General features: G+C 73.7%; 12 protein-coding genes. 2 read left to right on the forward strand and 10 right to left on the reverse strand.

The window, feature by feature from the left end; all coding sequences use genetic code 11:
- Positions 1 to 75: 75 nt before the first annotated feature.
- Positions 76 to 1,275: a S8 family serine peptidase gene (locus ACFVYX_RS22450; protein ID WP_389683189.1), complete on the forward strand. Its 1,200-nt coding sequence runs from the start codon at positions 76 to 78 to the stop codon at positions 1,273 to 1,275.
- A gap of 104 nt (positions 1,276 to 1,379) precedes the next feature.
- Entirely contained in the window at positions 1,380 to 2,168 is a 789-nt protein-coding gene (locus ACFVYX_RS22455; protein ID WP_389683190.1) for a YqjF family protein, read from the forward strand.
- A 23-nt stretch (positions 2,169 to 2,191) separates the two neighbouring features.
- Here ACFVYX_RS22455 and ACFVYX_RS22460 read toward each other — a convergent pair whose 3' ends face one another.
- The 10 genes from ACFVYX_RS22460 to ACFVYX_RS22505 form a co-directional block, all read right to left on the reverse strand.
- Entirely contained in the window at positions 2,192 to 3,046 is an 855-nt protein-coding gene (locus ACFVYX_RS22460) for an amidohydrolase family protein (protein WP_389683306.1), read from the reverse strand.
- Positions 3,043 to 3,354 carry an L-rhamnose mutarotase gene (locus tag ACFVYX_RS22465; protein WP_389683191.1) on the reverse strand — a complete coding sequence of 104 codons (312 nt, stop codon included), beginning with the start codon at positions 3,352 to 3,354 and terminating at the stop codon, positions 3,043 to 3,045. The genes ACFVYX_RS22460 and ACFVYX_RS22465 overlap by 4 nt, the downstream gene beginning before the upstream one ends.
- On the reverse strand, positions 3,351 to 4,415 hold the full coding sequence (locus ACFVYX_RS22470) for an aldo/keto reductase (RefSeq protein WP_389683192.1): 1,065 nt from the start codon (positions 4,413 to 4,415) through the stop codon (positions 3,351 to 3,353). Before ACFVYX_RS22470 ends, ACFVYX_RS22465 begins: the two co-directional genes overlap by 4 nt.
- Positions 4,412 to 5,173: an SDR family NAD(P)-dependent oxidoreductase gene (locus ACFVYX_RS22475; protein WP_389683193.1), complete on the reverse strand. Its 762-nt coding sequence runs from the start codon at positions 5,171 to 5,173 to the stop codon at positions 4,412 to 4,414. The genes ACFVYX_RS22470 and ACFVYX_RS22475 overlap by 4 nt, the downstream gene beginning before the upstream one ends.
- Positions 5,170 to 6,486, reverse strand: a complete 1,317-nt coding sequence (locus tag ACFVYX_RS22480) for an enolase C-terminal domain-like protein (protein WP_389683307.1) — start codon at positions 6,484 to 6,486, stop codon at positions 5,170 to 5,172. Before ACFVYX_RS22480 ends, ACFVYX_RS22475 begins: the two co-directional genes overlap by 4 nt.
- 108 nt (positions 6,487 to 6,594) lie before the next feature.
- Complete coding sequence (locus ACFVYX_RS22485; protein WP_389683194.1) at positions 6,595 to 9,489, reverse strand: LuxR C-terminal-related transcriptional regulator; 2,895 nt, start codon at positions 9,487 to 9,489, stop codon at positions 6,595 to 6,597.
- A 121-nt stretch (positions 9,490 to 9,610) separates the two neighbouring features.
- The gene (locus ACFVYX_RS22490) at positions 9,611 to 10,486 is read right to left on the reverse strand and encodes an alpha/beta hydrolase family protein (protein WP_389683195.1); all 876 of its coding nucleotides are present in this window, start codon (positions 10,484 to 10,486) and stop codon (positions 9,611 to 9,613) included.
- Positions 10,487 to 10,803: 317 nt separating this feature from the next.
- The gene (locus ACFVYX_RS22495; RefSeq protein ID WP_389683196.1) at positions 10,804 to 11,475 is read right to left on the reverse strand and encodes a FadR/GntR family transcriptional regulator; all 672 of its coding nucleotides are present in this window, start codon (positions 11,473 to 11,475) and stop codon (positions 10,804 to 10,806) included.
- 99 nt (positions 11,476 to 11,574) lie between these two features.
- Complete coding sequence (locus ACFVYX_RS22500; RefSeq protein ID WP_389683197.1) at positions 11,575 to 13,032, reverse strand: polysaccharide lyase 6 family protein; 1,458 nt, start codon at positions 13,030 to 13,032, stop codon at positions 11,575 to 11,577.
- Between the two features lie 53 nt (positions 13,033 to 13,085).
- Positions 13,086 to 14,444, reverse strand: a complete 1,359-nt coding sequence (locus tag ACFVYX_RS22505; RefSeq protein ID WP_389683198.1) for an alpha-L-fucosidase — start codon at positions 14,442 to 14,444, stop codon at positions 13,086 to 13,088.
- Positions 14,445 to 14,488: the final 44 nt, after the last annotated feature.

The raw sequence follows: 14,488 nt of genomic DNA on the forward strand, positions 1-14,488 counted from the left end.
GCTCCTGCCAATCCGCACAGGGTTCTCTCGAACGTTTGACGCCCCACACGTCAACACGAGGAGAGATCCCCTTTCATGGCAACTCACAAGCGATCCCACGGTCTTCGTCACGCGGCCATAGCCACTGGTGTGGCAGGCGCCGCCGCCGCGGCACTGTTCGCGACCAACATCGCCGGGGCGGCCGCCCCGGCCGAAGGGACCGTGCACGGTCTCGGCGCCCCGGGCGCCGTCGCCGGCAGCTTCGTCGTCATCCTCGACGCATCCGCGAACAAGGCGGATCTCGCGAAGAAGTACGGCGGCACGCTGGTGCGCTCCTACGGCTCCGAGGTCAACGGCTTCTCCGCGTCCGGCCTCAGCGTCGAGGAGGCCAAGCGGCTCGCCGCCGATCCCGCTGTCGGGACGGTCGTCCAGAACAAGCGGTTCAGCATCAACGAGACGCAGGAGAAGCCCCCGTCCTGGGGCCTGGACCGGATCGACCAGGCCGACCCGGCGGGCGACCAGAAGTACACCTACCCGGACAACGGCGGCGAGGGTGTGACCGCGTACGTCATCGACACCGGCGTACGGATCTCGCACCAGGACTTCGGCGGCCGGGCGACCCACGGCTTCGACGCCGTGGACAACGACGGCACCGCCGACGACGGCAACGGCCACGGCACCCACGTGGCGGGCACCATCGCCGGCACCTCGCACGGCGTCGCCAAGAAGTCCAAGGTCGTCGCCGTCCGCGTCCTGGACGACAACGGCTCCGGCACCACCGAACAGGTCGTGGCGGGCATCGACTGGGTCACCAAGAACCACTCGGGGCCCTCGGTCGCGAACATGAGCCTCGGCGGCGGCGCCGACGAGGCGCTCGACGCGGCGGTCAAGCGGGCCATCGACTCCGGGGTGACCTTCGCGGTGGCCGCCGGCAACGAGTCCGCCGACGCCGGACAGGGCTCGCCGTCCCGGGTGCCGGAGGCGCTCACCGTGGCGTCCAGCACCAAGGACGACGAGCAGTCGGACTTCTCGAACTTCGGCGCCGTCATCGACCTGTACGCTCCCGGTTCGGACATCACGTCGGCCTGGAACGACAGCGACACCGGCACCAAGACGATCTCCGGCACGTCCATGGCCGCTCCGCACGTGGCGGGCGCCGCCGTCCTGTACCTGGCGGCCAACCCGTCCGCGACGCCCGCCGACACCGCGGCGGCGCTGACCGGCGGGGCCACCGCCGACGCCATCAAGAACCCCTCCTCCGGCACCGCGAACAAGCTGCTGAAGGTGGCGCCGTAACAGCACCGCACCCCAGGTCGGCCGACCACTGAGCCACGACGAGGTGGCCCTCCACACACCGGTGGAGGGCCGCTTTCGTGGGCGGGATGCCGGATACTGCTGCGATGCCGCAGACGCCGCCCGCCGTGGAGCCGGAACCCATATCGGCCGATCCGCCGCACCGCGCGGACCTCACCCTGCTCACGCAGTCCTGGCTCGACCTGGCGTTCCTGCACTGGGCCGTGGACCCCGCCGACGTGGCCCCGCTGCTGCCCGCCGGCACCGTGCCCGACACCCTCGACGGCGTCACCTATGCCGGCCTCGTCGCCTTCCGGATGCACCGGGTCGGCTGGTTCCGCCTGCCCGGGCTCCCCTATCTCGGCACCTTCCCCGAGACGAACGTCCGGCTCTACTCGGTGGACGGCCACGGCCGTCGCGGTGTCGTCTTCCGCTCGCTCGACGCGTCCCGGCTGATCCCCGTGACCGTCGGCCGGTGGGCGTTCCGGCTCCCCTACGTCTGGTCGAGGATGAGCGTCCGCAACGACGGGTCGACCGTGACGTACGCCAGCAGCAGGCGGTGGCCCGGGCCCCGCGGTGCCCGCAGCGCGATCAGCGTCGCCATCGGGGAGCGGGTCGAGGAGCCCACCGCGCTGGAACACTTCCTGACCGCGCGCTGGGGCATGCACAGTTCCTTCCTCGGGCGGCAGCTCTACCTTCCGAACACCCACCCCCGCTGGCCGTTGCACCGCGCCCGGCTCCTCGACTGCGACGAGACGCTGCTCGCCGCGGCCGGTCTCGCCCGGCCCCTCGGGCCGCCCGTGAGCGTGCTCTACTCGCCGGGCGTTCCGGTGCGCTTCGGTGGTCCGCCGCGCCGGCCGCGCCTCACGTCGGTCCCGCGGCCCCGGGGCGGCTGACCTCCCTTCTCCGCGCGTTCCCCTCACCCCAGCCGGTACGTCCTCACCGCCGTGCCGCCGAAGACCGCCGCCCGTTCCGCCCGGCTCAGCGCGCCCGTGAGCTCCCGGGCCGTCGCCAGCGTGTCGCCGTACGAGGCCGCCAGGGTGCACACCGGCCAGTCGGAGCCGAACATCAGACGCTCCGGGCCGAACGCGTCGAGCAGGGTGTCGGCGTACGGGCGCAGGTCGCCCACGGTCCAGGTGTCCCGTTCGGCCTCGGTGAGGAGGCCCGAGAGCTTGCCCACGGTGTTCGGCAGGGCGGCGAAGGCCCGCAGGCGGGTCGCCCACGGTTCGAGCCGTCCGGTCGCGACCGGCGGTTTCGCCGCGTGGTCGAGCACGAACGTCAGCCCGGGCAGTTCCGCCGCCGCCGCGGTCGCGGCGGGCAGCTGGTGCGGAAGGATCACCAGGTCGTACGCGAGCCCGGCGCCGGCCACCGCACCGAGACCGCGCAGGACCTCGGGGCGCAGCAGCCACGCGGGGTCCGGTTCCGACTGGACCTGGTGGCGCACACCCACCAGGTGCTCGCCGCCCGGCAGGCCGAGCAGGGCGGCCAGGGTGTCCGCCACGTCGGGTGCCGTGAGGTCCGTCCAGCCCACCACACCGGCGACGAGATCGCTGCCGTCGGCGGTCGCGAGCATCTCGGGGGTCTCCTCGGCCACGGTCACCGTCTGTACGAGCACGGTGGCCGTCACCCCCGATGCCTCGGTCTCGGCCCTCAGGTCGCGCTCCGTGAAGGTGCGGCGCAGCGGGGCGAGCGCGGGTCCCGTGATCCACTCCTGGTCCCGGACGGAGAGGTCCCAGAGGTGGTGGTGGGCGTCGACGACGAGGGGGCCGGTCACAGCTGCCACACCACGGGCAGTACGGCGTCCGCGCCGTCGCCGGAGTAGTCGTGCGCGACGTCGAGGAGTCCGGCCATGCGGGCCTGCCACTCGACGTTGACGGGGAGGGTCTCCAGTGCGGCGAGGAGGCGGGTGTAGTCCTCGCAGTCGAGCAGGTGGAAGAGGTCCGTGCCGCTGCGCCAGATCGTCCAGGAGGTGCAGCCGGCCGCCCGGATCGCCCGGGTGAGCTCGGCGGGGACATCACGGTGGGCCTGTTCGTACGCGTCGACGCGGTCGGCGCGGACCCGTGTGTGCAGGGCGACTCTCATCGGCAGGTCCTCCGGCTCGGGGCGGGTGCGTCCTCGGGGAGGTGGCGTTCGCGTCGCAGTTCGTCCCAGAGGGCGGGCGGGATGTCGCGGCCCAGCATGTCGGCGGCGTCCGCGGCCTCGTCCGCGCTGCGCAGGCCCAGGAGGACGCCCGCGACGGCGGGGTGGCCGAGTGGGAACCTCGCGGCCGCGGCCCGCAGGGGCACCCCGTGGCGCTCGCAGATCTCCCGCAGCCGGTGGGCCCGCCGCAGTGTCTCCGGTGGCGCCTCGGCGTAGTCGTACGTGGCGCCCGGCCGGGGATCGGCGAGCAGGCCCGAGTTGAAGACGCCTCCGGCGACGACGGAGACTCCTCGGCGCCGCGCGGCCGGCAGCAGGTCGGCCAGGCCGCTCTGGTCGAGCAGGGTGTAGCGGCCCGCGAGGAGGACGGCGTCGATGTCGGTCTCGGTGACGAAGCGGGTGGGGAGGCCGGTCTGGTTCATGCCGATGCCGACGGCCCTGACGACTCCTTCGGCGCGCAGCCGTTCCAGGGCCGGGTACGCCTCGCGCAGGGCCTGCTCGGCGTGGTCGTCGGGGTCGTGCAGGTACACGGTGTCGACGCGGTCGAGGCCGAGCCGTGCCAGGCTGGCTTCGAGGGCGCGCCGGACGCCGTCCGCGCTGAAGTCCCACACCCGGCGGTGAGCGGCGGGAACGGCGAAGCCGTGCGCGAGGTCGTCGCCGGTGGCGCCGGGGTCGGGGACGAGGAGCCGCCCGACCTTGGTGGAGACGGTGTACGTGTCGCGGGGCCGGTCGCGCAGGAACGCGCCGAGCCGCCGCTCGGACAGGCCGAGGCCGTAGTGCGGCGCGGTGTCGAAGGACCGGATGCCGCGGTCCCACGCGGTCGCGAGGGTCCGGGCGGCCTCCTCGTCGGTGACGCCCCGGTAGAGGTTGCCGATCCCGGCCGCGCCGAAGGCGAGACGGGTCGTCCAGGCGTCCGACGTTCCGAGGGGGACGCGGTCGGGGACGGGCCGGTCCGTCGGCTGTGCGCGGGGGTGGTCGCCGCCGGGGCGGTCGGGGGCGGCGCTCATGTGGTCGCCGGCCGCGGGCGGAGCCCGGACATGCCGCCGTCGACGGCGAGCGCGGTGCCCGTCACGGAGCCGGCGGCCGGGGAGGCGAGGTAGACGACGGCCGCCGCGACCTCGTCCGCGCTCACGAGCCGGCCGGTGGGCTGGCGCGCGCCGAGCGCCGCGCGTTCGGCCTCCGGGTCGTCGGCGGCTTCGAGCAGCCGGGCGACCCAGGGGGTGTCCACGGTACCGGGGTTGACGCAGTTGACGCGGATGCCCTCCCGGACGTGGTCGGCGGCCATGGCGAGCGTCAGGGAGAGCACGGCTCCCTTGCTCGCCGAGTACAGCGCCCGCTGGGGCAGGCCCGCGGTGGCGGCGATGGAGCAGACGTTGACGACGGCGGCGTGCTCCGAGCGGCGCAGGTGGGGCAGGGCGGCCCGGGTCGTACGGACGACGCCGAGGACGTTGACGTCGAGGACATCGTGCCATTGGCCGTCGGGGTTGTCCTCGACGGTCCCGGCCGCGCCGATGCCGGCGTTGTTGACCAGGATGTCGATGCCGCCGAGGGCGGTGGCGGCGGCCGTGACCGCCGCACGCACGGAGGCGTCGTCGCCGACGTCCGCGCGGAGGGCGGTGAGCGCGCCGGGTGCCGCGTCCGGGTTCAGGTCCAGGACGGCGACGGCGGCGCCGTGGGCGTCCAGCATCCGGGCGACGGCGCGTCCGATGCCGGAGGCTCCGCCGGTGACGACGGCGCGCAGGCCGGCGAGGGGCGGTGTGGTCATGCCGTCACCTCGGCGGGGGCGGTCGCCGCCAGGTCGGCCGCCCAGAACGTGCCGTCGGGGTAGGCGAAGGTGGCAAGGGAGGCCTGGTGCATGTCGGCGGAGAAGCCCGGTGCCGTGGGCGCCGTGTAGGAGCCCTCGCGGACGACGGCCGGGTGGGTGAAGTGCTCGTGGAGGTGGTCGACGAATTCGATGACCCGGTCCTCCGTGGTTCCGCTGAGTGCCACGTAGTCGAACATCGCCAGGTGCTGGACGAGTTCGCAGAGGCCCACGCCGCCCGCGTGCGGGCAGACGGGGACTCCGTACTTGGCCGCGAGGAGCAGGATGGCGAGGTTCTCGTTGACCCCGCCGACCCGGGCCGCGTCCAGCTGGACGATGTCCACGGCGTCGGCCTGGAGGAGCTGCTTGAACACGATGCGGTTCTGTACGTGCTCCCCCGTGGCCACCTTGACCGGGGCGACGGCGGCACGGACCCGGGCGTGTCCCAGGATGTCGTCGGGACTGGTGGGTTCCTCGATCCAGTACGGGTCGAACTCGGCGAGCGCCCGTGTCCACTCGATGGCCTCGGCCACGTTCCATCGCTGGTTGGCGTCGACGGCCAGGCGGACGTCCGCGCCGACGGCGGCACGGGCGGCGCGGCAGCGGCGTACGTCGTCCGCGAGGTCGGCGCCCACCTTCAGCTTGATCTGGGTGAATCCCGCGGCCACCGCCTCCTTGGCCAGCCGGGTGAGCTTCTCGTCGGAGTAGCCGAGCCAGCCCGGCGAGGTCGTGTAGGCGGGGTAGCCCCGGGCGCGCAGGGTTCTCTCGCGTTCGGCCCGCCCCTCCCGGCCGCGCCGCAGCAGGTCCAGGGCCTCTTCGGGGGTGAGCGCGTCGGCGATGTAGCGGAAGTCGACCTGGGAGACGAGCCATTCGGGGTCGGCGTCGGCGAGCAGCTTCCACAGGGGCTTGTTCCGTCGTTTGGCGGCGAGGTCCCAGACGGCGTTGACCACGGCCCCGACGGCCATGTGCATGACACCCTTCTCCGGTCCGAGCCAGCGGAGCTGGCTGTCGCCGATCAGCGCTCGGCTGATCAGGCCGGGATCGGCGCACAGGTCGTCCACGGACCGGCCGATGACATGGGGGCGCAGTGCCTCGATGGCGGCGACCTGGACATCGTTGCCACGCCCGATGGTGAAGGTGAAACCGTGGCCGGTGAGGCCGTCGGGCTCGTCGGTGCGCAGGACGAGGTAGGCCGCGGAGTAGTCGGGGTCCGGGTTCATCGCGTCGGAGCCGTCGAGTTGGCGGGAGGTGGGGAAACGAATGTCGTGGGTGTCCATCGCGATGACCCGCGTGATGTCAGTGGACAACGGGGTTCCTTTCACACCTGGGCTGCCTGCTCGGTGTTCGGCGGCATCTGCCGGACCCACCCGGAGTGGCCCCAACCATCAGCACAGATCGGGTGATTGGCCTGTTGAGCGTGAACGATACGGCGCCCGCGAGAGCCGAGGCAAGTAGACATCGGATGTTTCTTCACGGTGGGCTTCCGGGTGGGCGTCCCATCTCCCGACCACGCCGGGGAGCTCTACCCGGGAGCGGATGCCCAGCCTGGCGAAGACGCTCCGCAGGTGGTGGTCCACGGTCCGGGGGCTGAGGGTGAGGCGGTCGGCGACCTCCCGGTTGGTGGCGCCCCCGGCGACGAGGCGGGCGATCCGCTGCTGCTGGGGCGTCAGCCGCCCCAGTGCCGCTGGGTCCGTGACCCCGCCCGAGGTGCCGCCGGTGGCACGCAGTTCGGAGCGGGCGTGCTCGGCCCAGCCGCCCGCCGCGGCCCGTTCGAAGGTGACCAGGGCGTCGCTCAGCGGACCACGCGCGTCGCCGGGCCGCCGGCGGCGCCGCAGCCACGTGCCATAGGCGAGGAGGGTCCGGGCGCGCTCGAAGTCGTTGCCGCAGCTGTCGTGGCGGCGGACTGCCTCACCGAACCAGTACGCCGGCTCCTCGCCCTGCGCGAGGAGCGCCCGGCAGCGGGCCAGTTGGGCCGGTGCCGTGCGGTCGATGCCCTGGACGGCCCAGACGGCGTACTCCTCCGCCGTTTCCCGCGCCTCCGCGCGCCGCCCGGCCACGACGGCCGCCTCCACGAAACAGGGGACCACCAGCATCCTCAGCGCGAAATGCCCGCTCCGGGGACCCGGCCGGACGAGCGGAAGCAGCCGCGCGGTCGCCTGGTCGGCGAGACCGCGCCCGAACTCGTCCCGGGCCAGCGCCCATTCGGCGAGGGTCGCCGCCTGGACGAGGCCGTGGGGGCGCGCCGTGTCGAGGGCCCGCCCCGCGTGTTCCGTCACGGTGTGCCCGTCACCGGACACGGAAGCCACGAGGGCCAGGACGGCGTGCTGGTGGGCGGCGACGTTGTGCTGGCCGGTCTGCTCGGCCGCCCGCAGTCCCTCCCTCGCGGTGCGCGCGGCCCTGCTGTACCAGCCGGCCCGGAGCTCTGCGTAGGCGAGGTGCTCCAGGACCCTGGGCACCAGGGCGGTCCGGTGCTCCGCCTCGGCGCGGGCGAGCGCCCGGGCGTGGACCCGGGACGCCGCCGCGGTGTCGCCGAGCACGAGCGCGGCCGAGCCCGCCCGCAGCAGCAGCCGCGGGTCGTCCTCCGCGTCGTCCCGCGCGACCACCCGCGCGAGGGAGGAACGGGCCTGGTCGAGCCGTACGTCGAGCGCGGCCCGCAGCCCCTCGACGAAGTCGCGTTCCGTGCCCCGGGCGGCCTTGCCCGGGTCGAGGGCGGCCAGGCAGGCGGCGACGTCGCCTCCCGCCCACGCCGCCTCCATGGCGAGGAACCGGGCGTCCGACGCCTCCGCCGGCGCACGGTCCCCCAGCAGCTCCGCCGCCTGGAGCAGCGCCTCGTGCGCGTCCATGACCGGGCCGGCCGCGAGCGCCGCGAGACCTCGGACGAGCTGGGCGCGGCCACGGACCACGGGGGCGAGGGCGCGAACGGCGGCGGGCGGGCCGAGCCGGTCGGCGCGGTGCCCCTCGCCGCGGACGAGCGTGGGGTCCACCCGCACGGCGGGGCCGTCGGGCGTGGTCCTGACGGGGGCGGGAGCCGGGCCGGCACCCGGGTGCCCCCCGTGCCAGGAGGCGGGCGCGGCGGCGAGCGCCGCCCCGCCGAGGAACGGGTCCTCGAAGCGGAGCGCGTCGCCACGGCGGCAGAGCAGTCCGTCCGCGACCAGACCGTCCAGCGGCTCGACGGAGGTACGGGTCACCCGCGCGGTGGCGAGCACCGCGCCGAGGTCGACCTCGTACGCCTTGAAGGGGCCTGGCGCGTGCGCCCCGGCGGGCTCGTGCGCCTGGAGCGGTCCTGGTCCGTTCGTCCGGCCGGGGTCGTACGCCTGGAGGGGTCCTGGTCCGTTCGTCCGGCCGGGGTCGTACGCCTGGAGGGGTGCGACCTCGCCCGGCCGGAGCGGTGAGGGGTCGTACGGCTGGACTGGTGAAGGGTCGTACGCCTGGAGCGGTGCGGGCCCGGCCGCCCGGGGCCGATCGCCGGCTTCGGTGCGGCCTGCCAGGGCCACCACCGCGAGCAGACGGCGGGAGTCCGCCGGGAGGCCGTCCATGAGACCGCCGTACACCTCGGCGAGGACGGCGCCGTCGACGAGGGGCGAGGAGGGGGCCGCGGCCCGGGTGCCGGTGACGGACCGGAGGCGCCGTACAGCGCAGGCGAGTACGCCGGGGTGTCCGGCCGCCTCGTCGAGCAGCCGCTCCGTCACGCCGGCCGAGGGCGGCACCGCGCACAGGTCGTCCAGGAGGGCCCGCGCGCCGGCCCGGGTGAGCCTCCCGAGCCGTACGGTCTCCGCCTCCGGCACGTCGGGGAGCCGGTGGTGACGGGCTGCCGACACGAGCCACACCGTGCCGCCCGACCGGCCGCCGGTCCCCCGCCAGGCCGTGGTGAGCGCGGCACGCGAGTGGGCGTCCCAGAGGTGCAGGTCGTCGAGGCAGATGAGTACCGGACGGCCGCCGGTCAGGCCGTCGACGGCCGCGGCCAGACCGGCCTCGCCCCGCGCGAGCCGCAGCGCGCGGCGCCCGCCGGACGGGTGGGGCGCGAGGGCGGCGCACAGACCCCGTACTCCGCTCCACGGGCCCCGGTGCGGGGGCGCGGCGACCCGGTGGGCGGTGCCGGGGAAGTCGTGGGCCGCTCGCGCGAGGAGGGCGGTACGGCCCTCGCCGGGGTCACCGGTGACGAACAGGACGCCGCCCGTTCCGCCGGCGGCCCGGGCCGAGAGCCGTGCCAGCGCGGCGAGTTCGGCCGTACGGTCGTAGAGCCGCGGGCCGGGGGCGGCGGCGTGGGTCGCTCCGCTCACGACAGGCACGTTACCGACCCGTAGGGAAGGGAGGAAGGCTCCCGGGCGGGGGCGTGGGCAGAGGCCCAGACCCGGGAGCCGTGTCCTGTGACGGCGCACAGAGCGTGCCCGCCGTCCCCTGTCAGGAACCGAGCGGGCAGGTGCCCCGGTACTCCTCGATCGTCAGACTGGGGCGGGGCAGCGGGCAGAGGAACTGCTCGTAGCGGGTGTCGTCGTCGATGAAGCGCTTGAGCCAGGAGACGCTGTACTTGGCGATCGTGGTGTTCGAGGTGTTCGGGGTGAAGTGCGTGGCGCCGTTCAGCTCCAGGTACGCCTTGTCGAGGGAGCTGGGCAGGCTCTCGTAGAAGGGCTCCGAGTGGCTGGCGACAGGGGCGACCGTGTCGCCGTCCGCGCCGATGACCAGGGTGGGGGTGGCGATCTCGGGCCAGGTCTTGTCCGTGTTCCACCCGGTCAGGGGGATCGCGGCCTTCAACGAGGGCCGGCTCTTGGCGGCTTCGAGGGATCCCCCGCCGCCCATGGAGTGGCCCATCACGCCGAGGCGGGACGCGTCGACCCTGCCCCGCACGGAGCTGCGCTGGGTGAGGTGGTCGAGCGCGGCCAGGAGCTGGCGTCCGCGGCTGTCCGGCTGGTCGAGGGTGGTGAGGGTGTCGATGGTGAACACCACGAAGCCCTGGGATGCCAGGCGCGGCCCCAGCCAGGCGATCGAGGACTCGTAGGCGGTGAAGCCCGGTGAGATCACCACCGCGCCGAACGTCCCGTCGCTCGTGGTCGTCGGGTAGTAGATGGTGCCGCCGCCGAAGCCGCCGGCGGCGAGGGAGGAGACGCTGGTCTGGGAGACGGCGTAGGGGCCGCGCAGCGCCTCGATGCTCGACTGGGTGGGTGCGGGGCCACGCTCGTAGGGGTTGGCGGCGGTGCCGGCGGCGCTGACGCCGGGGGTGGCGAGCAGGGTGAGGCAGGCTGCGGTGGCGGTGGCGGCCGCGGCGAGGTGTCGTTTCACGACGGAGTCGTCCTCTCGTGTCGTGTGACGGCCGGCCTCCGGCGGAACCGGCGGGCGGCGCGTCCTGGACTGGCCCGGTCACTGTCGGCGCGGCGCGGCGCGCGGGCATCGGCAGAACCACCGGTCTCCGTATCCGGACCGGTCACAGGACGCAGGACTCCGAATGCCGAATGCCGAATGCCGACGCCGATGCAGGACGCAGGACGCAGGACGCAGGACGCAGGACGCAGGACGCAGGGGAACGAGCTCCGCGGCATGTCACGGTCCCCGGACGCCACCCGGCCCGGGGACCGCGGGCGGTCAGTGCGCGCGGAGCCTCACAGCACGCTGTCGAGCCAGCGGACCACGTTGGAGATGTGGATCGTCGCCCAGGCCTCCGCGGTACGGGCGTCGCGCGCGGCGAGCGCGTCCAGGATCGCCCGGTGCTCGGACAGGGTCCTGGCCACGGCCGTCTCCTCGGTGATGCCCCGCCACAGCCGGGCCCGTACGGTGGCCCCGGAGATGCTGTCGAGGAGCGAGCAGAGCAGCGGGATCCCGGACGCCGCCGCGATCCTGCGGTGGAACTCCAGGTCGCTGGCGACGAGTTCCTCGAGACTCGGCTCGTCACCGAGCCGGTCCAGGAGTGCGCCGAGCTCCCGGATCTCGTCCTCGTCGATCCGCTGCGCCGCGAGCGCCGTCGCGGCGGGCTCCAGGATGCCCCGTACCTTCAGGGCCTGGAGCGCCTGGTCGTCCTGGTGGAAGTCCAGGACGAACGACACCGCTTCGAGCAGCAGGGGCGGTTCGAGGCTGGAGACGTACGTCCCGTCCCCCTGCCGCACGTCCAGGATGTTCAGCAGGGACAGGGCCTTGACCGCCTCCCGCAGGGAGTTGCGCGAGAGGCCGAGGCCTGCGGCGAGGTCGGCCTCCTTGGGCAGTCGGTCGCCCGGGCGCAGCGCACCGGAGACGATCATCTCCTTGATCTTCCCGATCGCCTCGTCCGTCACTGCCAAGGCGTCCTCCTGTGCGCGGCGAAATTCATCGGATGTGTCTGTCGGCCGCCACCCTACTGCAGGGTGGCGGCCGCTCACCGGGGCTGGTGGGGCGGGCGGTCAGCGGGCGTGGGGGCCCACGTCCGCCGGTGTCAGGGGCCGGTGCCTCGGAGGAGTCGTGGCGTACTCGTCGGCGCCGACGTCCCGCCGGCTGCCGCGCGGATCGCCGTCGATGTCATGGGTGACCGGCGGACGGCGCAGGGTGGCGGCATCGATCGCCCGGCTCGTACGGGACAGCCGGCGCACTCCGTCGGGGCCGCGGACCAGCCGGGGGTCGGCCCTGGTGAACCCGCCGGCGGGGATGTTGCCGTCGGCCGCGGCCCCGAACAGGATGTTGCCCTGCCAGACGAAGCGGACCGTGTGCGCCATCTCGACCAGCGTGCCGGTGCTGCCGACCAGCAGGTTGTCGGCGATGGTGACGTCGCGGGGCTCGTGCGGACGGTGGCTCTCGCCGGAGAGCGCGCCCGCGTTGTCCAGGAGCGTGTTGTGGGCGATGAGGACGCGGTCGGCCGCGTCGTTCCCTCGCCGGTCGGCGGCCGGTTCCCCGGGGAGGTGGTCGCGTGCCGTACCGCTGCCGATGACCATCGCACGGCCGGAGAGGCCCTCGATGTAGTTGTTGACGACGACGTGGTCGTTGCCGTAGATCCGTACTCCTTCCTCGCCGCCGATCAGGTAGTTGCTGTCGACCCGGGTGCGGTTGCCGTGGCGCAGCACGATGCCGCCGAGGCTGTTCCGGATGGTGTTGTGCCGGATGACGTTGTCGGAGCTCTTCACGGAGATGGCCTCGGGGTCGCCGTCGGCGCGCTCGAACAGGTTGTACTCGACGACCGCGTGCGCGCTGGACAGGGCGCGGGGGCTGACGCCGAGGCGGATCGGTTCGCCGCCGTTGGAGCCGGCGAAGGAGTGGTCGGAGAAGTGGTTCCGGTGGATGTGCACGCGTTGGGCCATGGCTTCGCCGCCCGCGCCCTCGATGCCCAGGTAGATGCCGAGGGTGGTCTTGCCGTGGAAGTGGTTGCGGTCGATGACGGTGTCGTCGGCGCGCACCATGACCCAGTGCAGGCCCTCGATGTCGGCGAGCTGGAAGTCGTTGCGGGTGAGCCGGATGCGGGAGCAGGTCGGCGGGATCTCCAGGGTGGTGCGCTGGCGGAAGGAGAAGCCGCTCACCGTGAGGTCGCTGGAGTCGTCGAGGACGAAGCTCCGTTCGCCGTGCAGCACGACGCCGCCCCGTGACGCGGCCACGAGCGTGATGGGCTCGCTCCGGGTGCCGTGCTTGCCGCGCACGGTGAGGGGTTTGCCCGCGGGGACGGTGTAGTCGCCGTCCGCGACGACGATGCGGGTGCCGGGGCGGGCCGTGTCGATGGCCTTCTGGAGTTCGTCCAGGGTGCCGACGTCGACGGTGGGGCCGAGCCGGCGCGCGGGGGTGCCGTGGGTGGTGTCCGCGAACGCCGGGACGGTCAGCGGCAGAGCGGCGGCCGCCGCCCCTGCGGCGGTGCCGGTGAGGAACGTGCGTCGTTGCATGGTGCCCTCCGTGTTCGGTCGGGGTGGTGCCGGGTCGGGCGGGGTGGCGGTGCTCAGTTCAGGTGGAGCTCGATGACGGGTACGGGGGTGTCGGGGCGCCGTACCGGGAGCTGGAGGGTGAGGGTGCCGGGCGGCTGGCCGCCCATCTGTGTGTTCATCGCCGGGCCGGTGGCGGGCGGGACCTGGACGATCTCCGAGGCGTCGTTCAGGAGCTGGGCGTAGCGCACCCGTCCTTCGAGGCCCGGCAGGTGGAGGTGGCGCAGCGGCCAGGCGAAGAGGTGGACGTAGAGGCGGTCGCCGCGCTGGGTGTACCGGCAGTCGGCGGGCGGGGTGAACGGGGAGGGGCCGCAGCCGCGTACGGACCGTTCGTGCAGGCCGGTCCAGCGGCCGATCTCCGCGAGGGCGGCGGTGTCGCGGGGGTCGAGTTCGCCGCGGCCGTTGGGGCCGACGTTGAGCAGGAGGTTGCCGCCCTTGGAGACGCCGTCGACGAGCATGCGGATGAGCAGGTCGGGGCTTTTGTGGTCGAGGTTGTCGCGGTCGTATCCCCAGCTGCCGTTGAGCGTCTGGCAGGCCTCCCAGAGGACCGGCCGGCCGTCGACGGTCATGGGGGCGGAGGGCTGGTACTGCTCGGGGGTGACGAAGTCCCCGGGGAGGCCGGCCCGGTCGTTGACGAGGATGTGCGGCTGAAGCTCGCGGACCATCGCCATGAGCCGGGGGGCGTCCCAGTCGTCGGCGCCCTTGCCGCCCCACCAGGCGCGGCCGGCGTAGGAGAAGTCGAAGAAGAGGTAGTCGATCCGTCCGTAGCCGGTGAGCAATTCGCGGACCTGGCCGTGCAGATGGCGCTGGTAGTCGCGGATGTCCCGGTCGGCGGCCGCGGCCTTGAACTCCTCGTCGTCGCGCTGCGGGTGGGTGCCGTCGACGGGGAACGACGGGTGGTGCCAGTCGATGAGGGAGTGGTAGAAGCCGACCTTGAGGCCCTCGGCGCGGCAGGCGTCGACGAACGGCCCGACGAGGTCGCGGCCGTGGGGGGTGCGGGTGACTTTGTACTCGGTGAGCCGGCTGTCCCACAGGCAGAAGCCGTCATGGTGCTTGGTGGTGAGGACGACGTACCGCATGCCGGCGGCCTTGGCCGTCCTGGCCCACTGGAGCGGGTCGTAGCGGTCGGGGTCGAAGTGGTCGAAGTACACCTGGTACTGCTCGTCGGTGAGCTTCTCCCTGTTCTTGACCCACTCGTGGCGCGCGGCGAGGGAGTACAGGCCCCAGTGGACGAACATGCCGAAGCGGTCGTGGGTGAACCAGGCGGTGTCCGGTACCCGGTTCTCCTGGGGCGAGGTCGGGGGAACCGGCGCGGGCCGGGGCGCGGGCTTCGGCACCGGCTTCGGCGCGTGGTCGGCTCGGGAGGAGGTGGTCATGGGGCATCGTTCCTGGGCGTCGGGATCGGTGGGCGGCGGAACCG

Source organism: Streptomyces sp. NPDC058326 (assembly GCF_042879855.1).
Lineage (GTDB): Bacteria > Actinomycetota > Actinomycetes > Streptomycetales > Streptomycetaceae > Streptomyces.

What these genes read in the sequence shown, in the direction of transcription:
- ACFVYX_RS22450 (WP_389683189.1), top strand. Translation starts at nt 76, where the DNA reads ATGGCAACTCACAAGCGATCCCACGGTCTTCGTCACGCGGCCATAGCC.
- ACFVYX_RS22455 (WP_389683190.1), top strand. Translation starts at nt 1,380, where the DNA reads ATGCCGCAGACGCCGCCCGCCGTGGAGCCGGAACCCATATCGGCCGAT.
- ACFVYX_RS22465 (WP_389683191.1), bottom strand. Translation starts at nt 3,354, where the DNA reads ATGAGAGTCGCCCTGCACACACGGGTCCGCGCCGACCGCGTCGACGCG.
- ACFVYX_RS22470 (WP_389683192.1), bottom strand. Translation starts at nt 4,415, where the DNA reads ATGAGCGCCGCCCCCGACCGCCCCGGCGGCGACCACCCCCGCGCACAG.
- ACFVYX_RS22475 (WP_389683193.1), bottom strand. Translation starts at nt 5,173, where the DNA reads ATGACCACACCGCCCCTCGCCGGCCTGCGCGCCGTCGTCACCGGCGGA.
- ACFVYX_RS22480 (WP_389683307.1), bottom strand. Translation starts at nt 6,486, where the DNA reads ATGGACACCCACGACATTCGTTTCCCCACCTCCCGCCAACTCGACGGC.
- ACFVYX_RS22500 (WP_389683197.1), bottom strand. Translation starts at nt 13,032, where the DNA reads ATGCAACGACGCACGTTCCTCACCGGCACCGCCGCAGGGGCGGCGGCC.
- ACFVYX_RS22505 (WP_389683198.1), bottom strand. Translation starts at nt 14,444, where the DNA reads ATGACCACCTCCTCCCGAGCCGACCACGCGCCGAAGCCGGTGCCGAAG.